The sequence below is a fragment of the Deinococcus budaensis genome, assembly GCF_014201885.1.
GTDB classification, from domain to species: Bacteria; Deinococcota; Deinococci; order Deinococcales; family Deinococcaceae; genus Deinococcus; species Deinococcus budaensis.
The window spans coordinates 231,752-253,981 of sequence record NZ_JACHFN010000003.1 but is presented as its reverse complement, the minus strand read 5'-3'; the positions used below and the strand labels follow the sequence as shown (position 1 = coordinate 253,981).

The following is a 22,230-nucleotide window of genomic DNA, read 5'->3' as shown; positions in this document are numbered from 1 at the left end:
GGGGGCCGCTACACTCGGGCGCGATGACCGACCTGCCCGCCCTGCCCACCACCCCCGCTCCCCGCAGCCGTGCCCGGATGCTCGAACTGGTCTTTCCCAAGGACACCAATTACCTGGGGACGGCCTTCGGGGGCTTCGTGCTCTCGCTGATGGACAAGGCGGCCAGCGTCGCGGCGGTGCGGCACGCAGGCACGGGGGGCGCGGTGGTCACGGCCCGCATGGACGGCGTGGACTTCCACACCCCGATCCGGGTGGGGGACGCGGTCGCGCTCGACGCGCGGGTGGTGCGGGTGGGCCGCTCCTCCATGACCATCCGGGTGGACGTGTACCGCGAGAACATGGCCTCCGGCGAGCAGCAACTCGCCACCACGGGCGTGTTCGTGTTCGTGGCGCTCGACGAGGAGGGGAGGCCGCGCCCGGTCCCCCCGCTCGCGGAAGGGCTGGACACCGCCAGTCAGCACCCCGACCCCGAGGCCCGGCCCTGAGCGCCGCGCTGCGCCTGACCCTGATTCGCCACGGGGCGACCGACTGGAACGGCGCGGGCCGCTGGCAGGGCTGGACCGATACGCCGCTGGGCGAGGTGGGGGAGGAGCAGGCGCGGCGGCTGGGACAGCGGCTGGCGGGGGGCAACCCCGGCACCGTCTATGCCAGCGACCTGCGGCGGGCCGCCGAGACGGCGCGGCTGGCCCTGCCCGCTGCGGACCTCACCCTGGACGCCCGGCTGCGCGAGCTGCACTTCGGGCGTTACGAGGGGGCCACCACGGTGGACGTGCTCCACGACCCCGACTACGCCGCGTGGCAGCGAGACCCCTGGCGCCTGCCCGCGCCCGGCGGCGGCGAGAGCCTGGCGGCGGTGGCCGCCCGCCTGCGCGCCTGGGCGGAGGAGTTGCCCGGCGGAACCGTCACCGCCTTTACCCACGGGGCCGCCCTGCGCGCCCTGCTGTGCGGGCTGTTCGGCTGGCCCGCCACCCCGCAGCGGGGCTACGTGCTGCCCTTTCCCTACCGCCACGCGCACACCGGCCTCACCCGCCTGGAACGCGGCGCGGCAGGTTGGACGCTGCTGACCTACAACGACCACGCGCACCTGGAGGACTAGGATCTACTCCAGCGCCAGCCGCGCGTGCGCGAGGTGATGGCGCAGGTGCCAGTCGTGCTTGGCGGTCAGGCGCCACAGGTCCTGCTCGCCCTCCTGCGGGTGGGTGACCCGCCGGGCGAACTGCGCGGGGTCGGTGCCGCGCAGCAGGGCCGCCCAGCGCAGGTTCGCGGCGTCCAGCAGGCCCAGCGCCGCCTCCACCGGCAAGGCCGCGTCGGCCAGGGCCAGCCACGCCTCCTGCGCGAAGGGCTGAATCACGTACCCCTCCACCGTCAGGCCGTATTTCAGGCGGTGCAGGCCGTGCAGGTGCGCGTCGGCCGCGTGGTGGGCGAGCTGCGCGACTGTCCAGCCGCCGGGCCGGTAGGTGCGGCTCAGCCCCGCCGCGTCCAGCCCGGTCAGCAGGGCGCGCCACTCGCGCGCCGCACCCTCCAGCCGCGAGGCGACCTCCTCCAGCGCGGCCCGGTCCCGGCCGGGCAGGTCCTGAATGGGGCCGATGGGAAAGCGGCGGTCTGGCTGCTGGGTCATGGGGGCAGTATTCCGCAGGGAAGACCCCCCGTGCGGTCAGCGGTCTGGGGAAATCCTCTAAGCTCCTGACCATGCTGACCCTCAGCGAGGCTGTCCGGCTGCCGCCGTCCCAGGTGGGCGCCGAGACCCACCGCCTGGCCGAACACCTGGGGCGCGTCCCGGCCGCCATGCTGGTTCCCGCCGCCTACGAGGAAGCCTTTTACCGTGAGGCCAACTTGCCCGAGCAGCTCTCGCGCCTGCTCGCGCCGCTGAACCCCGCGCGGCTCGACGAGGACCTGCTGGAGACCCTCGCGCCGCGCGCCGCTGGCCTGATTCTGACGAGCTATCTGGGCGACGACGCGGTGCAGCGCTTTTACCGGGCGCTGGGCAACGCGGGTCTGAGCACGGGCGAGCTGCACCTGCGCCGCCCCGGCGGGCGCGAGACCGAAGCGGCGACCGTGCTGCCCCCCGGCACCGCCGCCCTGCACGCCCTCAAGCGGCTGTGGGCGCGCGACTGGAGCTTCGAAGCCCTGCTCGCCCGGATCGATGAGGCCGGGAGTATCGGGCTGGAGGCCCGCCCGACCCTGCTGTTCGCTGGCCCCCCCGGCCTGCCCGACACGGCGCGGTCCGCCGAACTGGGCGTGCCCGCCGCGCTGGTCAACCGTGAGGGTCTGGTGGGCCTGCCCTGAAGCCGGGGGGTGTTAGCCTCCCCCCATGCCAGCCCACTCCCTGACCGCGCAGCAGCTCACCGCGCCGGGCGCCTACCCCGGCCTGCACCTCACCCTGCACGAAGGCGGCATTCTCGAAGTCGTCCTGCGCAACGACAAGACCCTGAACTCCGTGGACGCCGACGCTCACCGCGCCCTGACGTATGTCTGGCGCGACATCGACGCCGCCTCAGGCGTCCGCTGCGTACTGGTGCGCGGTGAGGGCCGGGGCTTTTCCTCGGGCGGCGACTTCGCGCTGATCGAGGAGATGAGCCAGGACTTCACGGCGCTGGCCCGCGTGTGGAAAGAAGCCCGTGACCTCGTGTACAACCTCGTCAACTGCGGGAAACCCGTCGTGAGCGCCATCCACGGCCCCTGCGTGGGCGCGGGGCTGGCGGTCGCCCTGCTCGCGGACGTGAGCGTCGCGGCGAAGTCGGCCCGGATTCTGGACGGGCATGTGCGGCTGGGCGTGGCGGCAGGCGACCACGCCGCGATGGTCTGGCCCCTGCTGTGCGGGCTGAACAAGGCCAAGTACCACCTGATGACGGGCGAACCCGTCAGCGGCGAGGAAGCCGAGCGCATCGGCCTGGTCAGCCTGTGCGTGCCCGACGAGGAACTGCTCGACCGCGCGTGGGCTGTGGCCCGCAAGCTCGCCTCGGGTAGTCCGACCGCCGTCCGCTGGACCAAATACGCCCTCAACAACTGGCTGCGGGCGATGGGACCGACCTTCGACACCAGCCTCGCCCTCGAGTTCCTGGGCTTCACCGGCCCCGACGTGCGCGAGGGCCTGAGCAGCCTGCGCGAGAAGCGCGAGCCGAGGTTTGAGGAAGACGCGCCGATCTGAGATGATCACCGTGCCCGAAGCGTTTGCCACGAGGACTGTCGCCCGGTCGGGTGAGGCGGGTCGCCGCTGGATCGGGTCGTTGCCCAATCTGATCGCTGAAGTCTGCGCCGCCTGGGGCCTGGAGGTGGAGGGTCCGGCCATGCATGGGGAATGGGGCTTGGTCTTCGCCGTGCGCGGCGCGGGCACGCCCGCCGTGCTCAAGGTCACCTGGCCGAGCGAGGACGGCACTCTGGAGCGGGTGGTCACGGCTCTGACGCTGTGGGACGGGCAGGGCGCTGTTCGGCTGCTGCGGGCGGACATGGGGCGGCAGGTGCTTCTCCTCGAACGCCTCGACAGTGCGGCGGACCTGGGCCGGGTCGGGGTGGAGGAGGCCCTGCATGTCGCCGGGGGGCTGCTGAGTCGGCTCGCTGTTCCGGCCCCGGTGGATTTTCCCTCGCTGGCGGCGGTGGCTCGGCAGGTGGGGGCCACGTTGCCGGAGCGTTGGGAGCGGCAGGGCCGCCCGCTGCCCCGACGGGTCATGGAGCGGGCGGCTGACCTGGCCTTCGCCCTTGCCCCCTCGGCCGGAAACCTGCTCGTCAACTGGGACATTCACGACGGGAACGTCCTGCGTGCTGGACGCGAGCCTTGGCTGGTCATCGACCCTCAGGTGCTCGTCGGGGACTCGGAATACGGCGTGGCCCAACTGCTGTGGTGGCGGCTGGAGGAGATTGAGGCGCGCGGCGGGGTGGAGTGGGCGCTTGACCGGATCGTCAGTTCGGCGGGGCTGGACGCTGGGCTGGCCCGCGCCTGGACCTATGTCCGCACCGTCGATTACTGGCTCTGGGGGCTGGAGGCGGGGTTGACCATCGATCCGCCCCGTTGCGCACGGGTGATCAGGGTGCTGGGGCGGATGGGGTGAGCTGTCTCCCCCTGGGGAACGCCCCCGCCCCTACTCCCGCCCCCGCGTTATTGTTGGGCGACCAATCTCACCTTTCAGGAGGTACACCCCATGACCATGACCAAGCAACCCGTCCGCGTGGCCGTTACCGGCGCCGCCGGGCAGATCGGCTACAGCCTGCTGTTCCGCATCGCGTCCGGCGACATGCTGGGCAAGGATCAGCCCGTCATCCTGCAACTGCTGGAAATCACGCCTGCGCTGAAGGCGCTTCAGGGCGTCGTGATGGAGCTGCGCGACTGCGCGTTCCCGCTGCTGGCGGACATCGTGACCTCCGACGACCCGATGGTCGCCTTCAAGGACGCCGACTACGCCCTGCTCGTGGGCGCGATGCCCCGCAAGGCCGGAATGGAGCGCGGTGACCTGCTGAGCGCCAACGGCGGCATCTTCAAGCCGCAGGGCGAGGCGCTGAACGCCGTTGCCAGCCGCGACGTGAAGGTGCTCGTGGTGGGCAACCCCGCCAACACCAACGCCCTGATCGCGCAGCAGAACGCGCCCGACCTCGACCCGAAGCAGTTCACCGCGATGGTGCGTCTGGACCACAACCGCGCGATCTCGCAACTCGCCGAGCAGACCGGGCAGCCCGTGAGCGCGATCAAGAACATCACCATCTGGGGCAACCACTCCTCAACCCAGTACCCCGACCTCTCGCAGGCGACCGTGAACGGCCAGCCCGCCCTCGACCTCGTGGAGCGCGAGTGGTACGAGGGCACCTACATCCCCACCGTCGCCAAGCGCGGCGCGGCGATCATCGAGGCGCGGGGGGCCAGCAGCGCGGCCTCGGCTGCCAGTGCCGCCATCGACCACATGCGCGACTGGGCGCTGGGCACCCCCGAAGGCGAGTGGGTCAGCATGGGCATTCCCAGTGACGGCTCCTACGGCGTGCCCGAGGGCCTGATCTACGGCTTCCCCGTGCGGTGCAGCGGCGGCCAGTACGAGATGGTGCAGGGCCTCGACGTGTCCGAGTTCAGCCGGGGCAAGATGGACGCCACCGCGCAGGAACTCATCGAGGAGCGCGACGAGGTTCGCAAGCTCGGCCTGGTGAAGTAAAACCGGAAGGACGGGGGCAGAGGGGCAGGGGAGATTCCCGCCCTCTGCCCCCGGCTTTTGCCGTGACAGAATGCCCCCCGTGACCCTCCAATACCCGGAGTCTCTGCGTGGCGACCACGTGGACGTGTACACCGACCCCCACGGCCGCGAGGTCCGCGTGCCGGACCCCTACCGCTGGCTGGAAGACCCCGACAGCCCGGAGACCCGCGCCTGGGTGGAGGCGCAGAACCGGGTGACCGGCGCCCACCTGGATACCCTGCCCGCCCGCGCCGCCTACCAGGGGCGCCTGACCGCCCTATGGAACTATCCCAAGGAAGGCACGCCCTGGAAACGCGGGGCGCGGTACTTCCGGCAGTTCAACCCCGGCCTCCTCAACCAGCCCGTGCTGGAGGTCGCCGACAGCCCGCGCGGGCCGTGGCGCACCCTGCTCGACCCCAACACCCTCAGCGCGGATGGGACGGTGGCGCTGGCGGGCGCGTCGGTGAGCGAGGACGGCAGGCGGCTCGCCTACGGCACCCAGAGCGGCGGCAGCGACTGGGTGACCTGGCAGGTGCGCGACGTTTCGAGTGGCGAGGACCTTCCCGACCGCCTCGACTGGAGCAAGTTCAGCGGGGCCGAGTGGCTCCCCGACGGCTCCGGCTTCTACTACAGCGCCTACGACGCGCCCACGGAAGGCGGCGTCCTGACCGGGGCGAACCGGAACCAGCGCCTGATGTTCCACCGGGTCGGCTCCCCGCAGGCCGAGGACACCCTCGTCGTCGCCCGCCCTGACGAACCCGACTGGGGCTTCCGCCCGCAGGTCACGCACGACGGCCGCTTCCTCGTCCTGCACGTGTGGAAGGGCACCGACCCCAAGAACCTGCTGTGGGTGCGCGACCTCGCCCCCGGCGGTCCCTGGCGTGAACTCGTCTCCGACTTCCGCGCCAGCTTCGAGCTGATCGGCAGCGAGGGCGACGTGCTGCTGCTCAAGACCGACGAGGGCGCGCCGCGCGAGAAGGTGATCGCCTGGAATCTGGAGACGGGCGAGCGCCGTGACCTCATCCCGGAAGGGCCGCACAAGCTCGACTACGTGGCAGCGGTGCCTGGTGGCCTCCTCGCCGTCACGCTGGAGGACGCCAGCCACCGGGTCACGCTGCACGGACGCGACGGCCGTCCCCAGCGCGAAATCACCCTCCCTGGCCTCGGCTCCCTGATGGGCCTGAGCACCCAGGAGGACGACCCCGAGGTCTTCCTGGGCTTCACGTCCTTCCTGACCCCGACCATGCCCTACCGCCTGCTGCTGCCGGACGGTGAACCCGAGCCGCTGGCCGATCCTGCCCTGACCTTCGACGCCTCCGCCTACGAGGTCACGCAGGAGTTCGCCACCAGTCGGGACGGCACGCGGGTGCCCCTCTTTATCGTGGCGCGAAAGGGGATGGTCCGCGACGGCCAGAACCCCACCCTGCTGTACGGCTACGGCGGCTTCAACATCAGCCTGACGCCCGCCTTCAGCCCCTCGCGCCTCGCGTGGCTGGAGCGCGGCGGCGTGTACGTGCAGGCCAACCTGCGCGGCGGCGGCGAGTACGGCGAGGAATGGCACCGGGCAGGCACGCTGGGGGACAAGCAGAACGTCTTCGACGACTTCATCGCGGTGGCCGAGCACCTGATCAAGACGGGCGTGACCTCGCCCGCGCACCTTGGCATCCAGGGCGGCAGCAACGGCGGCCTGCTGGTGGGCGCGTGCATGACCCAGCGGCCGGACCTCTTCGCAGCGGCCATTCCGCAGGTCGGCGTGCTGGACATGCTGCGCTACCAGCACTTCACCATCGGCTGGGCCTGGGCCTCCGACTACGGCCGCGCCGACGATCCGCAGATGCTGGAGGCGCTGCTGGCCTACTCGCCCCTCCACAACCTGAGGGAAGGCACGCCCTACCCCGCCACGCTCATCACCACGGGCGACCACGACGACCGGGTGGTTCCGGCGCATTCCTTCAAGTTCGGGGCCGAACTTCAGTGGGCGCATGGGGGAGAGGCCCCGGTGCTGATCCGCATCCAGACGCGGGCCGGGCACGGGGCGGGCAAGCCCACCGCGCTGGTGATCGAGGAGGCCGCCGACGTGTGGGCCTTCCTCGAAGACCGGTTGGGCGGCCACTGCCCCCGCTGAGGCCCGCAGCGGTTGACAGACCCCCCACCCGCCGCTAAAGTAAGCGAGCCTCTGAAACGCGCCCGTGCGCGGGCGAAATACCAAACAGGTTGCCGAGGTGGCGGAATTGGTAGACGCACTAGTTTCAGGGACTAGCGCCGCGAGGCGTGTGGGTTCAAGTCCCATCCTCGGCACCACAACGCAAGGCCCCCGCAGAAGGTTGCGGGGGTCTTCGCTTGGTTATCCGGCGGCCCGGAGAAGGCCCCGGAGGGAGAGTCACGACGAACGCGAGAAGCGGCTTCTCGTCCGTCCCCGCGCCAGCGTGCGCGCGTAGACCGCCTCCAGCGCCGCGGCGCGGCCCGGCAGATCGTACTGCCCGGCGCTGGCCCGCGCCCCGGCTTGCAGGGCCGGCAGGCGGTCCGGACGCAGCAGGCCCAACAGCCCGGCGGCCAGGGCGTCCGGGGTCGCGTCGGTGACCAGGCCGTTGACTCCCGGCTGCACCAGATCCAGCGCGGCGGGACTCTGGGCGGCCACCAGCGGGGCGCCCGCCGCGAGGGCCTCGATCATGCTCATGGGCAGCACCTCGGACGTGCTGGCGGTGAGAAAGGCGTCGGCGGCGGCCAGGGCTTCGGGCACGCGGGCGTAGGGGACCGGGCCGGTGAAGGTGACCCCCTGCGGCGCGTTCGCCTCGGCCTCCGCGCGGCCTGGCCCGTCGCCCACCACCAGCAGCCGCAGCTCGGGGCGCGAGGCCTGCGCCTGGGCAAAGGCCCGCAGCATTACGTCCAGATTCTTCTCGGGCGCGAGGCGGCCCAGGTACATCACCAGCGGCACGTTCCCCGGCACCCCGTACTCGGCGCGGAAGGCCTCGCCCCGCGCCTCCCGGAAGCTGGCGAGGTCCACCGGGTTGGGCAGGAGCGTCACCTCGCCCGCAAAGCCGTACTCGCGCAGCATCTCGACCATCGCGCGGCCCGGCGCGAGCACGGTGTCCACCCGCCGGGCAAAGGCCGCCACGTGCGGGCGCAGCATCGCGCGGCCCACCCGCTTGGGCATGGGCGCGTAGTGCAGGTACTGGTCGTACTGGGTGTGCGCCGTGAAGACCACCGGGGCGCCCGCCGCCCGGCCCCACCTCAACGCCAGCCGCCCGGCCAGAAAGGGGTGCATGGTGTGCAGCACGTCGAGGTCGCGCAGCGGCAGCCGCGAGGTCAGCAGCGGCCCCGGCGCGAGCATGACCGGGTAGTCGGCGGGCGCCCCCAGCGTCCTGGCCCCGGCGAAAGACGAGTTGAGGCGGTAGACGCCCTCTTCCGGCCCGCGCGCCTGGGGGTGGCGCGGCGCGAAGATGCGGACCTCGTGCCCGCGTTCGCGCAGGCCACGGGCGTACAGCGCGGTACTCGTGGCGACGCCGTTGCGGGACGGCAGGTAGGTGGCGGTCACGATCCCGATACGCACGATTCCCCGGAGTGTACCCCCGGAGCCTCCCGCCAGGGCCGCTATGCTGGCCCGCATGACGCCCGGCTCCCTGCGCCCCCAGCCCCAGATCATTCCCTGCGTGGACATCCAGTCGGGCCGCGCCGTGCGGCTTTACGAGGGCGATCCCGACCGCGAGACGGTGTATTTCGACTCCCCGCTGGAGGCGGCCCGCCACTGGGCGCGGCTGGGGGCCGGACTGGTCCATCTGGTGGACCTCGACGCCGCTACCGGGCGCGGCGAGAACCGGGAGGTGATCCACCGCATCGCCGCCGAACTGGCGGACGACTGGGACGTGCCCGTCGAGGTTGGCGGCGGCGTCCGCGACCGCGAGAGCGCCGAGACGCTGCTGCGCGCCGGGGTGGAGCGGGTGGTGATCGGCACCGCCGCCGTAAAAAACCCGCAGCTGGTGCGCGACCTGATCCGGGCGCACGGTCCCGAACGGGTGGTCGTGAGCCTCGACGCCCGGGGCCTGGAGGTCGCCACCCACGGCTGGGCCGAGGGCAGCGGCGTACAGGTGGCCGAACTTACCCCCGCGCTGGCCGACGCGGGGCTGGAAACCCTGATCTTTACCGACGTGACCCGCGACGGCACCCTGCGGGGCCTCGACCGCGAGCTGATGCGCCAGGTACGCCAGCTGTGGACCAACACCCTGATCGTGGGCGGCGGCGTGGCGAACCTGGACGACGTGCGCCTGCTGGCCGAAGAGGGCCTGCACGGCGCCATCGTGGGCCGCGCGATCTACGAGGGGACGCTGCCCTACCCGCTGCCCGAGCTGGGGTAAGGCGCGGCCTCCCTACTTCCGGCGCCCTCCGGTCAGCCCCAGCATCCGCAGCACCACCACGGCGGGGACGGCCATCAGCGCGGTCAGCGCGTTCCACAGCGCCCCGCGCACGGTGGGCAGCACCCGGCCCTCGGCCTGGGTGGGGACCTGCGGCAGCACCCGGGGCAGCGCGGCGCGGCCTTCCTGCCACCTGCGGCCCCAGCGCCCCGCAACGGGCTTGCCCTGCTCGGCGGCCCGCGCCAGGCCCTCCAGTTCCTGCTCACTGGGGGTGGGGTCGAGGTCGGCGCCCTTGGCGACGAGTTCTTCCTTCTTGGTGACGCTCACGGCCCCGCCCGCGCCCGAGCCGTACTTTTGCGAGTACACCCAGGTCACCTCGGCCCCGAAAAAGAAGATCAGCGCCGAGTAGTAGATCCACACCAGCAGCACGACCAGCGACCCCGCCACCCCAAAGGCGCTGCCTGGCGCGAAGCGGCCCAGATACCAGCTGATCCCCAGCTGCCCCAGCGTGAACAGCGTGGCGGTGACCGCGCTGCCCACCCACACCTCGCGCCACTGGAGCCGGACGTTGGGCAGCACCTTGTACACGGCGGCAAAGACCAGCGTCAGCACGACCAGTCCCACCCCCAGCGTGACCAGCCGCACGAAAAAGGCCCCCAGCCCGATGGTGCTGCCCAGCTGCCCCGCGACCGCCGACAGGTAGGTGTTGCCCACCAGAAAGGCGATGATCACGATGCCGAAGCCCAGAATCAGTCCGAAGGCCTTCAGCCGCGCCTTGACGATGTTCCACACGCCCCCCAGCGGCCCCGGCTCGGCGCCCCAGAGGGTGTTGAGCGCGTCTTGCAACTGCACGAACAGCCCGGTCGCGCCCATAAACAGGGTCCCGAAGCCGAGAACGCTGGCCCACAGGCTGGACTGCTGCAACTGGCTGCCCGAGGGCAAGATGCCCTGCACGAACTCCACGGCGCTCTGGTTGATGTTCTCGGCCAAAAAATCGAAGAGCCGGTCTTGCACGTCCACGTTGGCCAGCAGGCCGCTGGCGACCGCCAGCGCGAAAAACAGCAGCGGCGCGATGGCGAAGATCGAGTAGTACGCCACCGCCGCCGCCAGCCGGGGGGCCTTGTCCTGCCCAAAGGCCAGCGCCGCCTCCCGGATCAGGGTGAACAGGTCCGCGAACTTCATGCGCTCCAGTCTACGGGGGGGGCAGCCCGGGCGGCCCTCTCCACCCGCCTGCTAGCCTCGGCCCATGCGCCCGATCCCGCCCGGTTTCACCCAGACCCTGACCGTGCTCGTCACCGACGAGATGACCGTGAAGTTCGGCGAACTCGGCGCCGTGCATCCGGTGTACGCGACCTACTGGCTGGCCCGCCACTTTGAAGAAGCCGGGCGCAAGATCATCCTCCCTTTCCTGGAGGAAGGCGAGGACGGCATCGGCACCAGCGTGGAGGTCACCCACACGGCCTCGGCTCTGCCCGGCATGACCGTGACCGTCACCGCGACGTTCGAGCGGATGGATGGGCGCCGGATTCTGTGTGCCCTGCGTGCGGTGTCGGAACTCGGGGACGAGATCGGGCATGGCACGACGACCCAGATGAGCCTGCCGCAGGCCAGGATCGACGAGAACTTCGAGGCATTGCGGGAGAGGTGGCAGGCCCACCAACGGGGAGCATAAGAAAACCCCCGCCGAGGCGGGGGCAGTCCTAAGCTGGTGGCTTTTACGCCCCCGGCTGCGTCACGTCCCGGCCCTGGACCGGGGGGATGGTGGCCGGCTCGCTGCTTTGCGGCGCGGGCAGCAGGACCAGGTCGAGCACCTCGCCCACGCGCTCGGCGGTGTGGACGCGCAGCTCGCCCAGGATGCTCTCGGGCACGTCCTGAAGGTTCGGCTCGTTGTCCTTGGGGAAGATCACCTCGCGGATACCGCCCTGGTGCGCGGCCAGCAGCTTCTCCTTGAGGCCGCCGATGGGCAGCACCCGGCCGCGCAGGCTGATCTCGCCCGTCATCGCCACGTCCATCCGGGCCGGGCGCCCGGTGACCGCGCTGATCACGGCAGTGGCAATCGTGATCCCGGCGCTGGGGCCGTCCTTGGGCGTGGCGCCGTCGGGGAAGTGCACGTGCAGGTCGAGGTTCTTGTGGAAGTCGGGATCGGCGCCGTACTCGTGGGCATGTGCCCGCAGGTAGGCGATGGCCGCCGAGACGCTTTCTTTCATCACGTCGCCCAGCGAGCCGGTCATCACGATCTTGCCGCTGCCGGGGGTGGCGAGCGCCTCGACCACCAGCATCGTGCCGCCCACGCTGGTCCACGCCAGACCCTGCGCCACGCCGACCTGGGGTTCTTTCTCCATCTTGTCCGGACGGTGCAGCGGCACGCCCAGGTAGGCCGGGATATCCGCCGCGTCGACGACCTTCAGGCCCTCCCAGGGCTGCTCCAGCAGCTCGCGGGCGGCCTTACGGGCCAGCTTGCTGATCTGGCGGTCGAGGTTCCGCACGCCGCTCTCGGCGGTGTACTCCTCCACGATCCGGTTCAGGGCCGCGTCGGTGATCTCCAGCTTGCCGGTCAGGCCGTGGCTCTTGATCTGCCGGGGCACCCGGTAGCGCTTGGCGATCTCCACCTTCTCGGGCTGGGTGTAGCCGGGAATCTGGATCACCTCCATGCGGTCGAGCAGCGGCCGGGGAATGGTCTGGAGGGTGTTGGCGGTGGTGATGAACATGACCTGCGAGAGGTCGTAGGGCACCTCCAGGTAGTGGTCCTGGAAGGTGTGGTTCTGCTCGGGGTCGAGGACTTCCAGCATCGCGCTGGAGGGGTCGCCGCGCCAGTCGCTGCTCATCTTGTCGATCTCGTCGAGCAGGATGATCGGGTTGGTCACGCCCGCCGTCTTCATCGCCTGGATGATGCGGCCAGGCATGGAGCCGATGTAGGTCCGGCGGTGGCCGCGAATCTCGGCCTCGTCGCGCACGCCGCCCAGCGCCATGCGGACGAACTTACGGTTAAGAGAACGGGCGATGCTCTTGCCCAGCGAGGTCTTGCCAACCCCGGGAGGGCCGACGAGCACCAGGATGGGCGCGCGCAGCTCGGCGTCGTCGGTGCGCTCCTCGGCGGCCCGCTCGCGGCGCTGCTCCTCGGTCTCGCCCTCCTTGTGGGTGAGCTGGCGCACGGCCAGGAATTCCAGGATGCGGTCTTTGACGTCGCCCAGCGCGTAGTGGTCGGCGTCGAGAATGTCGCGCGTGCGCTGAATATCGAGGATCTCCTCGTCGCGCTTGCTCCAGGGCACGTCGGTGAGCCAGTCGATGTAGTTGCGCACGACCGTGCTCTCGGGGCTGCCGCCGGGGGTGCGCTCCAGTCGGGCGAGTTCCTTGAGGGCCTTGTCCTTGACGGACTCGGGCATCCCGGCGGCCTCGATCTTCTCGCGCAGGGCGTCGACCTCGGCTGGGCCGTCCTCGCCGCCGCCGAGTTCCTTGCCGATGGCCTTCATCTGCTCGCGCAGGTAGTACTCGCGCTGGTTGGCGTCCATCTGCTCCTTGACGCGCCCGGCGATCTTCTTGTCCATGTTGAAGCGCTCGGAGTCGCGGGTCAGGAACTTCAGCACCGCCTCCAGCCGGGCGCGCGGCGAGGTGGCCGACAAGACCTCCTGCTTTTCCTCGGGCGTCCAGGTGGCGTGATGCGCGACAGAATCGGCCAGCGCCCCGGCGTCCGCGAGGTTCTTCAGACCCTCGAGCTGGTAGTTGTCCAGCCGCAGGTTCTTGTTCTGGCGCTGGTATTCCTCGAAGGCCGACTTGACCTCCGCCATGATGACCTGCACCTCGCGCGCCTCCAGCTCGGTGGCGGGTTCGGGGGCCGGCTGCGTCTCGGCCCGGACCCGCAGGTAGGCGCTGGGCACCTCGTCTTGCACGGCGGCGCGTTCCTGCGCTTCGACCAGCACCTGATAGGTGTTGTCGGGCATCCGCACGACCTGCTTGACGACCGCCAGGACGCCCATCTCATACAGCTCGGCCCGGGTGGGGTCGTCGGTGCGGGCGTCACGCTGGGTCAGCAACAGCACCCGGCGGTCGCTGCTCTGCGCCTCGTCCACCGCGCGCTTGCTCTTGGGACGCCCCACATCGATGTTCATGGTGATGCCGGGCAGGATGACCATATTTCTGAGGGCGACAACGGGAAGTTCCCAGATCATGCTTGCTCCTTGCGCGCCGGCCCGCAGGGGGACCGGGAATAGGTGAGTCTAACGCGGGAAAGCCGAGAACGAGACCCCCGCCCACGATGTCCCGGAATTCTAGGGACGTGGGCGGGGGCCTGCTGTAATCTTCCTTGCGTTTAGGCAGACTTCTTGAGTCCATCAGACTCAATCAAGGCCAGCGGGTGGTCAATGTGCTCGGCGTCGAAATGCAGCTCGCGCAGGCCCTCGTGGGGCAGCTCGAACAGCAGGTCGGTCATCGCCTTTTCCAGCACGGCCCGCAGGCCCCGCGCGCCGGTCTTGCGCGACTGCGCCCGGCGCGCCACCTCGCGCAGCGCGGCGTCGGTGAAGTTCAGGTCCACGTCCTGAAAACCGAACAGCGCCTGGTACTGCTTGACGATGGCGCCCTGCGGCTCGGTCAGGATGCGCACCAGCGCCTCCTCGTCGAGGTCCTGAAGCTGCACGACCAGCGGCAGACGGCCCACGAACTCGGGAATCAGCCCGAACTTCACCAGGTCCTCGGGCAGGAAGCGCAGCTCTTCTTTCTCCTCGCCCTTGTGCTCGGCCCCGAAGCCCACCGCGCGCACGTTGGTGCGGCTGCGGGCGATGTCGGCCATGCTCTCGAAGGCGCCGCCCACGATAAAGAGGATGTTCTTGGTGTTGACCTGCACGAGTTCCTGCTGCGGGTGCTTGCGGCCTCCCTGCGGCGGCACCTGCGCGACCGTACCCTCGATGATCTTCAGCAGGGCCTGCTGCACGCCCTCACCCGACACGTCGCGGGTGATGGAGGTGCCCTCCGACTTGCGGGCGATCTTGTCGATCTCGTCGATGTAGATGATCCCGCGCTCGGCGGCCGCCACGTCGTACTCGGCGGCTTGCAGCAGCCGGACGATCACGTTCTCCACGTCGTCGCCCACGTACCCGGCCTCGGTCAGCGTGGTCGCGTCGGCAATCGCAAAGGGTACTTCCAGCATCTCGGCCAGCGACTGCGCCAGCAGCGTCTTGCCGGTGCCGGTCGGGCCGATCAGCAGGATGTTGCTCTTTTGCAGGCTCACGTCGGGGTGGGCCAGCCGCTGGTAGTGGCTGACGACCGCGACCGCGAGGGCCTTTTTCGCCTCGTCCTGCCCGATCACGAACTCGTCGAGGTAGGCCTTGATCTCGCGCGGGGTGGGCAGCTCGTCAAGGGCGAACTCGCTGCCCGCCTTGCGGTTTTGCTTGACGAGTTCGTAGGCCCGGTCGGTGCACTCGTTGCAGATGAACGCCGCGCGGCCCGGCGCCTCGATCAGCTGGGCGATCTGGGGGTGCTGGCGCCCGCAAAACGAGCAGCGGTCGCCCAGGCCCTGGCCCTTGCCGGTCACAGCGTGGCCTCGGTCACGCGGGTACTCTCGATCACCGAGTCGATCAGCCCGTACTTCTGGGCCTCGGCGGGCGACATGAAGTAGTCGCGCTCCATGTCGCGCAGCAGCTTGTCGTGCGGGAGATCGGTGTGGCGGTGGTAGATCTCGACCAGCTTGTCGCGCAGGTGCAGCACCTCCTTGGCCTGCACCTCCAGATCCGGCGTGTTGCCCCGGAAGCCCGCCGACCCCTGGTGGATCATGATCCGGCTGTTGGGCAGGGCCATGCGCTTGCCCTTGTCCCCGGCCATCAGCAGCACGCTGCCCATGCTCATGGCGATCCCGACGCAGATGGTCGACACCGGCGCTTTGATGTAGCGCATGGTGTCGTAGATCGCCAGCCCGGCGTAGACCTCCCCGCCGGGGCAGTTGATGTACATCTGGATCTCCTGCTCGGGGTTTTGCGAATCGAGCAGCAGCAGCTGCGCGACGATGGTGTTCGCCATCTGCGACTCGATGGGCGTGCCCACAAAGATGATCCGGTCCTTGAGCAGGCGCGAGTAGATGTCGTACATCCGCTCGCCCCGACCGGTCTGTTCGATCACGTAGGGAATCACGCTCATGGGCGGCATTATCGCACGGGCCTCCGGGGCGAAGGTGGGCAAGGCTGCGCTGAAAAGGGGCGTGGACCGGGCGGCCTCTTTTCCTCGCCCGGCTCTCCGGCTTCCGCAGTTCAGGTCCGGTTCAGGAGGGCGTGGGCCAGCGCCACCTCCGTTCCAGCCAGGCCTACCGAGAGAAAGAGCGTGATGTCGTCTGGAGACGGCCGCAGGTATCCGGCTTCCAGCACGGTGCTCAGCGCCTTCACGGGCGCGCCTGCCAGCAGGTGGCCGCCAGGATACGCCCCGAGCTGCGCCGGACTGTCCGTCACGATCAGCCCGGCGCGGTTCGCGAGGTCGGCTGGAAACTCGTGCCGCTCCCGTTCCTTGGGACCCAGGGTCGTGACGTGCGTCCCCGGCTCAAGCCACCCGCTCTCGATCACGGGCACCGGGCTGTTCGTCGCCAGCGTGAGCAGGTCGCTCCCCCCGGCCGCCTCCTGAGCGCTGCCCACCGCCTCGGCCGGAAGGCCGCGCGCGCGCAGGTCGTGGGCCAGGGCCTCCCGGCGTTGGGCGCTGCGGCTGTAGACCCGCACCCGCGTAAGGGAACGCACCTGGGCCACGGCCAGAGCGTGTGCGCGGGCCTGTACGCCGCTGCCGATCAGCCCCAGCGTCCGCGCGTCCGGCCGGGCCAGCAGGTCGGCGGCCACGGCCCCCAGACACGCCGTCCGCAGCGGCCCCAGCGCCGATCCCACGACCACGCCCTCCAGCTTTCCGGTCGCCGCGTCCCACACCGCGACGAGCTGGTCGTCGTGTGGAGCGTCCAGGGTGTGGTAGGCGCGGAAGCCCAGCACGCCCTGGCGCCCACCGCCGCTCAGGGCACCGACCGTGAAGGCCAGGTTGGCGGCGTGCAAACGGGCAGGAGCGCTCAGCGTGCCCCGTGCGTGTGCCCGCAGCGCCTCGCGGAGAGCGTCCAGTGCCGCCAGGATCGGAAAGGCGTGAACATCCGCGTCGGTCAGCAGCCGGGTCATGGGCCGCTTGTACCATGAGCCGTTCCCCACAGGCGCGGGGGCCGGAAAAGCGCCTCGCGCCCCGGCCCCCGCCTGCCCCACCTTCCGCCTCAGTCCACGATCATGGGGATCAGGACCGGGTTGCGCCCCGTCGCCTTGCGGACAAAACGGCGCACCGCCCCGTACATGTCGTCGCGCACGTCTTCCAGGCGCTTCTTCTCGCGCAGACCGCCCTCGACCGCGTCCAGCGCGACCTTGCGAATCTGGGCGTCGAGGTCGCGGTTGGCACGCACGAAGCCGCGCGAGACGATCTCGACGTGCGGGGTGGGGTGCAGCACCGCCGTCATGATCAGGATGCCCTCCTGGCCCATGGAGGCGCGGTCGAGCAGGATGTCGTCCCCGATGTCGCCCACGCCCAGGCCGTCCACGTACACGGCGCCCGCAGGCACGGTGCCCGTCACCTTGAACTCGCTCTGTGAGACGCGGACCACGTCACCGTTCTTGGCGATCAGGGTGCGCTTGGGGGGGCGGGGAAGCGTCTGGGCGAGCTTGGCGTGGTTGATCTGGTGGCGGGGTTCGCCGTGCCAGGGCAGGAAGAATTTGGGCCGCGCGAGGTTGAGGATGGTCGCCAGTTCCTCCTGCGAGCCGTGCCCGGAGGCGTGGACCCGGTAGGTCGGCGGGTGGTACACGTCCACGCCGATCTCGTACAGGCGGTTGACGATCAGGTTGACCGCCTCCTCGTTGCCGGGAATCGGGTTGCTGCTCAAAATCACGCTGTCGCCGCGCCGCAGCGCGATCTTGGCGTGGTTGCCGAAGGCGAGCCGCCCCAGCACCGCCATGGGCTGCCCCTGCGAGCCGGTGCAGACGTAGAGAATCTGCTGGTCTTGCAGCCCCGAGACCTCCTCGGAGGTCAGGAAGGGGTCGGGCGTCTCCAGGTGCCCGGTGGCCTGGGCGACCTGCGCGTACTTCAGCATCGAGCGGCCTTCCATGACCACCCGGCGCCCCTGGCGGTGGGCGATGTGCAGCAGGTTCTGGATGCGGTTGACCTGCGAGGCGAAGGTGGTCAGGAAGACCCGGCCCTTGAGGCCCGCGATCAGCTCCTCCAGATTCTTCGCCACTTCCGCCTCGCTGGGGGTGCGCCCCGGACGCTCGGCGTTCGTCGAATCGCTGATGAGCAGCAGCACGCCGTCTTTCCCCGCCTGCTCGATGCGCGCGAGGTCCGAGGGCTTGCCGTCGGCGGGGTGCTCGTCGAGCTTGAAGTCTCCGGTGTGCATGACCACCCCGGCGGGTGTGGTCAGCAGGTAGCCCATGTTGTCGGGGATGGAGTGGGTCATCCGCAGGAACTCGACCTGAAAGGTCTTGCCGATGCGGACCTTGTCGTTGAGGTCCACCTCGCGCAGGTCCACGTCGCCGTCCTTGATCCCGAACTCGGAGAGCTTCTCGCGCACCAGCCCCAGGGTCAGCGCCGCGCCGTAGACCGGCACCTTGGGCAGCCGGGGCAGGATGTAGGGCAGGCCGCCGATGTGGTCCTCGTGGCCGTGGGTCAGAATCCAGCCCTTGATCAGCCCGGCGTTGGCCTGGAGGTAGTCGATCCGGGGAATGATCAGGTCGATCCCGAGCTGGTGCGCGTCCGGAAAGGCCAGGCCGCCGTCCACGACCATGATCTCGTCGCCATAGCGGTAGGCGGTGATGTTCTTGCCGATCTCGCCCATGCCGCCGAGCGGAATCACTTCGAGGTGGGGGGCCGCCTGGCCCGTCGGCCCGTCCTGGGGGGGGTTGGTCATGTGAATTCTCCGTGGGGATAGTGCGGACCCGGACCTGGCGTCCCCAGCGGGGAGGGCGAGGCGGGCAGCTTCTGGGGTGGAGGCTAAGCGAGAATGGTGCGGCCACACGGGAAATCCCGGGCGCGGCCCAGTGAGAGCGGATTGTGTCGGCCCGGCCGCGGGGGCGGCGCGGGGCGCAGTCCCCGCAGGGTAGCACACGCCCCGGCGGGAGCCGCCGGAGCCGGGAAGCCCCCCCGCCCTGACGCCCCCCCCCTTCCGCTTTTCGCGGCTAAAGCGCGGGTAAAGGCAGGTATCATGAGGGGGTGAGTGCCCAACGGATTCTTGTCATTGAGGATGACCTCGACATCGCCAACGTGCTGCGGATGGACCTCTCGGACGCGGGGTACGAGGTCGAGCACGCCGACTCGGCGATGAACGGGTTGATCCGGGCGCGCGAGGACCACCCCGAGCTGATCCTCCTCGACCTCGGTCTGCCCGACTTCGACGGCGGCGACGTGGTGCAGCGGCTGCGCAAGAACAGTGCCGTGCCCATCATCGTCTTGACTGCCCGCGACACCGTGGACGAGAAGGTCCGGCTGCTGGGCCTGGGCGCCGACGACTACCTGATCAAGCCCTTTCACCCCGACGAACTTGTCGCCCGCGTCAAGGTGCAGCTGCGCCAGCGCGTCACCGAGAGCCTGAGCATGGGCGACCTGACCCTCGACCCCCAGAAGCGGCTGGTGACCTACAAGGCCGAGGAACTGCGGCTCTCGCCCAAGGAGTTCGACATCCTGGCGCTGCTGATTCGCCAGCCGGGCCGGGTCTACTCGCGCCACGAGATCGGCCAGGAAATCTGGCAGGGCCGCCTCCCGGAAGGCAGCAACGTCGTGGACGTGCATATGGCGAACCTGCGCGCCAAACTGCGCGACCTCGACGGCTACGGGCTGCTGCGGACCGTGCGCGGCGTCGGCTACGCCCTGCGCGGCTGAGCGGGCCAGGGCAGGCCGATGAGGACAGAGCTGTGAGCCGCGAGGCCCGCGCCGCCGCCCCGGACGCCGCCGGGCCGGATGTGGAAAGGCCAGAGACCCGTCCGTTCCCCGCCCAGGCCGAGCTGCTGGGGTTGCTGCGGGCGCTGCCCGATCCGGTGCTGCTGATCGAGCAGGCGGGTCCGGGAGGCGAGGCGGGCGGCGCGTGGCTCAACCCCGCCGCCCGGGAGCGGCTGGGCGAGGGCGCGGGGCTGGACTGGACCGCCGCCTTTGTGCCCGAGACGGCGCAGGTGCTCGCGGCGGCGGCGGCGCAGGTCTGGGCGGGGGCCGCCGAGGTGCGCCGCAGCGTGCGGCTGGCGGGCAGTCAGGCGCCGGCGCTGGCGACCCTGACGCCGGGCGGCCCCGGGCGAGCGCTGCTGCACCTGCGCGACTCGCGCCACCCGCTGGAGGTCGCCGAGGAACTGATGGACGGCCTGGGCCTGGGGATGCTGGTGCAAGACCAGGAGGGCCGGGTGCTGCACGCCAACGCGGCGGGGCAGCTTCTGCTGGGCCTCGACCTCGCCCAGATGACCGGGGAAGCGCCCGCCGATACCCGCTGGCACACCGTCACCCCGGCGGGGGAACCGCTGCCCGCCGCCGAGCTGCCCACGGCGGCCGCCCTGCGCAGCGGCCAGGTGCAGCGCGACGTGCCGGTGGGCGTGGTGATTCCGGGCGCGGCGGGGCGCCCGCCCGAGACCCGCTGGCTGAACGTGACCGCCCTGCCGCGCGGGGTGCCGGGTTCCCCGCAGCCCAAGGGGGTCACCACCGTCTTTGCCGACGTGACCGGGGAGCGGGCGTTGCAAGAGCAGCTGGCGCGCAGCGAGCAGCGTTACCGCTCGCTGGTCGAGGCGACCTCGCAGATCGTGTGGATCACCTCCCCCGAAGGCGAGATGCTCGGCCCGCAGCCCGGCTGGACCGCCTTTACCGGGCAGACGCCCGGGGAGTACAGCGGCGCAGGCTGGCTGGCGATGATTCATCCCGAGGACCGCGCCGCCACGCTGGCCGCCTGGCAGGAGGCGGTCGGGACGGGCCGTCCCTACCAGACCGAATACCGCCTGCGCCGCGCCGACGGGGTGTACGTGCCCATGCAGGCGCGCGGCGTGGCCGTCACGCACGCGGGCGGGAACGTGCGCGAGTGGGTGGGGGTCAACCAGGACCTCAGCGCGGTCCGCGCCGCCGAGGAGCACCTGCGGGCGCTCAACGCCGAACTCGAAGACCGGGTGCAGGCGCGCACCCGCGAGCTGGCCGACCTCACCCGCTTCTCGACCCTGCTGCTGGGCGCCGCCGGGGAGGGCATCTTCGGGCTGGACGCGGCGGGGCGCACGACCTTTGCCAACCGCGCCGCCGCCGGAGTGCTGGGCTACGGGGTCGAGCGATTGATCGGGTCTGACCAGCACGCCCTGATTCACCACCACCGCGCGGACGGCCAGCCCTACCCGCCCGGGGACTGCCCGGTGCACCAGACGCTGCGCGACGGCCAGCCGCGCCGCTGCGAGGCCGACGTGTTCTGGCACGCCCAGGGGCACGCGGTGCCGGTGTCCTATGTGGTCACGCCCACCCGCGACGCGGCGGGCGCCGTGACGGGCGCGGTCGTGATGTTTCAGGACATCACCGAGCGCCAGCGGGCGCAGGCGGCGCTAGAAGCGGCGGTGGCGAACCTGGAGCGCAGCAACCACGACCTCGAACAGTTCGCCTACATCGCCTCGCACGACCTGCAAGAACCGCTGCGGACGGTGGGCAGCTACGCCGAGCTGCTCTCGCGGCGCTACCAGGGGCAGCTCGACCCGCGCGCCGACCAGTATCTGGCCTTTATGGGCGACGCGGTCGAGCGGATGCGCGGGCTGATTCAGGACCTGCTGGGATTCGCCCGGGTCGGCCGGGTGGGGGCCGCGCCGCAGCCGGTCGCCCTGGCCGAGGTGCTGCGTCAGGCCGAGCAGAATGTCCAGAGTGCGCTGGAGGAGACGGGCGGCCAGCTTAGCTGGGAGGCCGACCAGACGGTGCCGGGCCACCCGGGGCTGCTGGTGCAGCTGCTCACCAACCTGATCAGCAACGGCCTGAAGTTTCACCGCGAGGGCGTGGCGCCCCAGGTCCGCGTGACGGCCCGCACCGAGGAGGGACAGGTCCACCTGCGGGTCTCCGACAACGGCATCGGCATCGCCGCCGAGTATCATGAGCGGGTGTTCGCGATCTTCCAGCGTCTGAATTCACGCGAAACCTATCCGGGCAACGGGATGGGCCTGGCGATCTGCCGCAAGATCGCCGAGAGCCACGGCGGCTCGCTGACGCTCAGCTCGGAACCTGGACAGGGCAGCACCTTTCACCTGCGCCTGCCGCTGTCTCCGCCGCTGGCCCCACCGCAGGGCAAGGCGCCCGCATGACTCCGGCTTCTGCCGCCGCGCGCGCCCACAGCCGCCCCATCGAGATCCTGCTGGTCGAGGACAGCGAACCCGACGTGCTGCTCACCCAGGAGGCCTTCGAAGGTGCGCGGGTGCCCAACCGGGTCCACGTAGTCCGCGACGGGGTGGAGGCCCTGCGCTTCTTGCGCGGCGAGGGCGAGCACGCCGGCATGCCCCGCCCCGACGTGATCTTGCTCGACATCAACATGCCCCGCAAAAACGGCCTGGAGGTCCTGGCCGAGATCAAAAATGACCCCGAGCTGGCGCCCATCCCGGTCGTGATGCTCACCACCAGCCAGTCGGAAGACGACGTGCGCGGCTCCTACGCCCGGCACGCCAGCGGCTACGTGGTCAAGCCGGTGGGCTTCGAGAACTTCCTGAACGCCATCCGCGCCTTCGAGGACTTCTGGATGACCTTCGTGCGCTTTCCGCCCCGGGCCTGAG

At 70.6% G+C, this 22,230-nt stretch carries 20 protein-coding genes and 1 tRNA gene; 13 read left to right on the top strand and 8 right to left on the bottom strand.

The window, feature by feature from the left end; translation table 11 throughout:
- Positions 1-23: 23 nt before the first annotated feature.
- Positions 24-485: an acyl-CoA thioesterase gene (locus tag HNQ09_RS06125; protein ID WP_184026791.1), complete on the top strand. Its 462-nt coding sequence runs from the start codon at positions 24-26 to the stop codon at positions 483-485.
- Positions 482-1,096: a histidine phosphatase family protein gene (locus tag HNQ09_RS06120; RefSeq protein WP_184026953.1), complete on the top strand. Its 615-nt coding sequence runs from the start codon at positions 482-484 to the stop codon at positions 1,094-1,096. The genes HNQ09_RS06125 and HNQ09_RS06120 overlap by 4 nt, the downstream gene beginning before the upstream one ends.
- A 3-nt stretch (positions 1,097-1,099) precedes the next feature.
- Here the strand turns inward: HNQ09_RS06120 and HNQ09_RS06115 are convergent, their stop codons facing one another.
- Positions 1,100-1,618: a DinB family protein gene (locus tag HNQ09_RS06115; protein WP_184026790.1), complete on the bottom strand. Its 519-nt coding sequence runs from the start codon at positions 1,616-1,618 to the stop codon at positions 1,100-1,102.
- 71 nt (positions 1,619-1,689) lie between these two features.
- Here HNQ09_RS06115 and HNQ09_RS06110 point away from each other — a divergent pair, with 71 nt between their 5' ends.
- From HNQ09_RS06110 to HNQ09_RS06085, 6 genes are all read left to right on the top strand, one after another.
- Positions 1,690-2,286, top strand: a complete 597-nt coding sequence (locus HNQ09_RS06110) for a hypothetical protein (RefSeq protein ID WP_184026788.1) — start codon at positions 1,690-1,692, stop codon at positions 2,284-2,286.
- 25 nt (positions 2,287-2,311) lie between these two features.
- Complete coding sequence (locus HNQ09_RS06105; protein ID WP_184026786.1) at positions 2,312-3,148, top strand: enoyl-CoA hydratase/isomerase family protein; 837 nt, start codon at positions 2,312-2,314, stop codon at positions 3,146-3,148.
- A gap of 1 nt (position 3,149) precedes the next feature.
- The gene (locus HNQ09_RS06100) at positions 3,150-4,046 is read left to right on the top strand and encodes an aminoglycoside phosphotransferase family protein (RefSeq protein WP_184026784.1); all 897 of its coding nucleotides are present in this window, start codon (positions 3,150-3,152) and stop codon (positions 4,044-4,046) included.
- 90 nt (positions 4,047-4,136) lie between these two features.
- Positions 4,137-5,132 carry a malate dehydrogenase gene (locus HNQ09_RS06095; protein WP_221269644.1) on the top strand — a complete coding sequence of 332 codons (996 nt, stop codon included), beginning with the start codon at positions 4,137-4,139 and terminating at the stop codon, positions 5,130-5,132.
- A gap of 79 nt (positions 5,133-5,211) precedes the next feature.
- The gene (locus tag HNQ09_RS06090) at positions 5,212-7,275 is read left to right on the top strand and encodes a prolyl oligopeptidase family serine peptidase (RefSeq protein WP_184026781.1); all 2,064 of its coding nucleotides are present in this window, start codon (positions 5,212-5,214) and stop codon (positions 7,273-7,275) included.
- A gap of 91 nt (positions 7,276-7,366) precedes the next feature.
- A tRNA-Leu gene (locus tag HNQ09_RS06085) sits at positions 7,367-7,451 on the top strand.
- Between the two features lie 79 nt (positions 7,452-7,530).
- On the opposite strand, the gene HNQ09_RS06080 is transcribed toward HNQ09_RS06085, so the two are convergent.
- The gene (locus HNQ09_RS06080; protein ID WP_184026780.1) at positions 7,531-8,700 is read right to left on the bottom strand and encodes a glycosyltransferase; all 1,170 of its coding nucleotides are present in this window, start codon (positions 8,698-8,700) and stop codon (positions 7,531-7,533) included.
- Positions 8,701-8,755: 55 nt separating this feature from the next.
- On the opposite strand from HNQ09_RS06080, the gene hisA reads away from it, so the two are divergent.
- Entirely contained in the window at positions 8,756-9,502 is a 747-nt protein-coding gene (gene hisA, locus HNQ09_RS06075; protein ID WP_184026778.1) for a 1-(5-phosphoribosyl)-5-[(5-phosphoribosylamino)methylideneamino]imidazole-4-carboxamide isomerase, read from the top strand.
- 12 nt (positions 9,503-9,514) lie between these two features.
- Here the strand turns inward: hisA and HNQ09_RS06070 are convergent, their stop codons facing one another.
- A complete protein-coding gene (locus HNQ09_RS06070; protein ID WP_184026776.1) occupies positions 9,515-10,681 on the bottom strand; it encodes a YihY/virulence factor BrkB family protein in 1,167 nt (388 codons plus the stop codon).
- A 64-nt stretch (positions 10,682-10,745) separates the two neighbouring features.
- Here HNQ09_RS06070 and HNQ09_RS06065 point away from each other — a divergent pair, with 64 nt between their 5' ends.
- Positions 10,746-11,171 (top strand): thioesterase family protein, encoded by a 426-nt coding sequence (locus HNQ09_RS06065; protein ID WP_184026774.1) that lies wholly within the window; start codon positions 10,746-10,748, stop codon positions 11,169-11,171.
- 43 nt (positions 11,172-11,214) lie between these two features.
- On the opposite strand, the gene lon is transcribed toward HNQ09_RS06065, so the two are convergent.
- From lon to HNQ09_RS06040, 5 genes are all read right to left on the bottom strand, one after another.
- Positions 11,215-13,665 (bottom strand): endopeptidase La, encoded by a 2,451-nt coding sequence (gene lon, locus HNQ09_RS06060; protein ID WP_184026772.1) that lies wholly within the window; start codon positions 13,663-13,665, stop codon positions 11,215-11,217.
- A gap of 140 nt (positions 13,666-13,805) precedes the next feature.
- Positions 13,806-15,023: an ATP-dependent Clp protease ATP-binding subunit ClpX gene (gene clpX / locus HNQ09_RS06055; RefSeq protein ID WP_184026770.1), complete on the bottom strand. Its 1,218-nt coding sequence runs from the start codon at positions 15,021-15,023 to the stop codon at positions 13,806-13,808.
- Positions 15,020-15,631, bottom strand: a complete 612-nt coding sequence (gene clpP / locus HNQ09_RS06050) for an ATP-dependent Clp protease proteolytic subunit (RefSeq protein WP_221269641.1) — start codon at positions 15,629-15,631, stop codon at positions 15,020-15,022. The genes clpX and clpP overlap by 4 nt, the downstream gene beginning before the upstream one ends.
- Before the next feature lie 101 nt (positions 15,632-15,732).
- Complete coding sequence (locus tag HNQ09_RS06045) at positions 15,733-16,623, bottom strand: ornithine cyclodeaminase family protein (protein WP_184026766.1); 891 nt, start codon at positions 16,621-16,623, stop codon at positions 15,733-15,735.
- A gap of 89 nt (positions 16,624-16,712) precedes the next feature.
- On the bottom strand, positions 16,713-18,386 hold the full coding sequence (locus tag HNQ09_RS06040; protein WP_184026764.1) for a ribonuclease J: 1,674 nt from the start codon (positions 18,384-18,386) through the stop codon (positions 16,713-16,715).
- Positions 18,387-18,688: 302 nt separating this feature from the next.
- On the opposite strand from HNQ09_RS06040, the gene HNQ09_RS06035 reads away from it, so the two are divergent.
- Genes HNQ09_RS06035 through HNQ09_RS06025 form a run of 3 tightly spaced genes read left to right on the top strand, consistent with a single transcriptional unit; the run spans position 18,689 to position 22,229 of the window.
- Positions 18,689-19,354, top strand: a complete 666-nt coding sequence (locus tag HNQ09_RS06035; RefSeq protein WP_184026762.1) for a response regulator — start codon at positions 18,689-18,691, stop codon at positions 19,352-19,354.
- 32 nt (positions 19,355-19,386) lie between these two features.
- Positions 19,387-21,768, top strand: a complete 2,382-nt coding sequence (locus tag HNQ09_RS06030; protein ID WP_343057630.1) for a PAS domain-containing sensor histidine kinase — start codon at positions 19,387-19,389, stop codon at positions 21,766-21,768.
- Complete coding sequence (locus tag HNQ09_RS06025; protein ID WP_184026760.1) at positions 21,765-22,229, top strand: response regulator; 465 nt, start codon at positions 21,765-21,767, stop codon at positions 22,227-22,229. The genes HNQ09_RS06030 and HNQ09_RS06025 overlap by 4 nt, the downstream gene beginning before the upstream one ends.
- Position 22,230: the final 1 nt, after the last annotated feature.

What these genes read in the sequence shown, in the direction of transcription:
- HNQ09_RS06125 (WP_184026791.1), top strand. Translation starts at nt 24, where the DNA reads ATGACCGACCTGCCCGCCCTGCCCACCACCCCCGCTCCCCGCAGCCGT.
- HNQ09_RS06115 (WP_184026790.1), bottom strand. Translation starts at nt 1,618, where the DNA reads ATGACCCAGCAGCCAGACCGCCGCTTTCCCATCGGCCCCATTCAGGAC.
- HNQ09_RS06110 (WP_184026788.1), top strand. Translation starts at nt 1,690, where the DNA reads ATGCTGACCCTCAGCGAGGCTGTCCGGCTGCCGCCGTCCCAGGTGGGC.
- HNQ09_RS06105 (WP_184026786.1), top strand. Translation starts at nt 2,312, where the DNA reads ATGCCAGCCCACTCCCTGACCGCGCAGCAGCTCACCGCGCCGGGCGCC.
- HNQ09_RS06100 (WP_184026784.1), top strand. Translation starts at nt 3,150, where the DNA reads ATGATCACCGTGCCCGAAGCGTTTGCCACGAGGACTGTCGCCCGGTCG.
- HNQ09_RS06095 (WP_221269644.1), top strand. Translation starts at nt 4,137, where the DNA reads ATGACCATGACCAAGCAACCCGTCCGCGTGGCCGTTACCGGCGCCGCC.
- hisA (WP_184026778.1), top strand. Translation starts at nt 8,756, where the DNA reads ATGACGCCCGGCTCCCTGCGCCCCCAGCCCCAGATCATTCCCTGCGTG.
- HNQ09_RS06070 (WP_184026776.1), bottom strand. Translation starts at nt 10,681, where the DNA reads ATGAAGTTCGCGGACCTGTTCACCCTGATCCGGGAGGCGGCGCTGGCC.
- HNQ09_RS06065 (WP_184026774.1), top strand. Translation starts at nt 10,746, where the DNA reads ATGCGCCCGATCCCGCCCGGTTTCACCCAGACCCTGACCGTGCTCGTC.
- lon (WP_184026772.1), bottom strand. Translation starts at nt 13,665, where the DNA reads ATGATCTGGGAACTTCCCGTTGTCGCCCTCAGAAATATGGTCATCCTG.
- clpP (WP_221269641.1), bottom strand. Translation starts at nt 15,631, where the DNA reads ATGCCGCCCATGAGCGTGATTCCCTACGTGATCGAACAGACCGGTCGG.
- HNQ09_RS06045 (WP_184026766.1), bottom strand. Translation starts at nt 16,623, where the DNA reads ATGACCCGGCTGCTGACCGACGCGGATGTTCACGCCTTTCCGATCCTG.
- HNQ09_RS06040 (WP_184026764.1), bottom strand. Translation starts at nt 18,386, where the DNA reads ATGACCAACCCCCCCCAGGACGGGCCGACGGGCCAGGCGGCCCCCCAC.
- HNQ09_RS06025 (WP_184026760.1), top strand. Translation starts at nt 21,765, where the DNA reads ATGACTCCGGCTTCTGCCGCCGCGCGCGCCCACAGCCGCCCCATCGAG.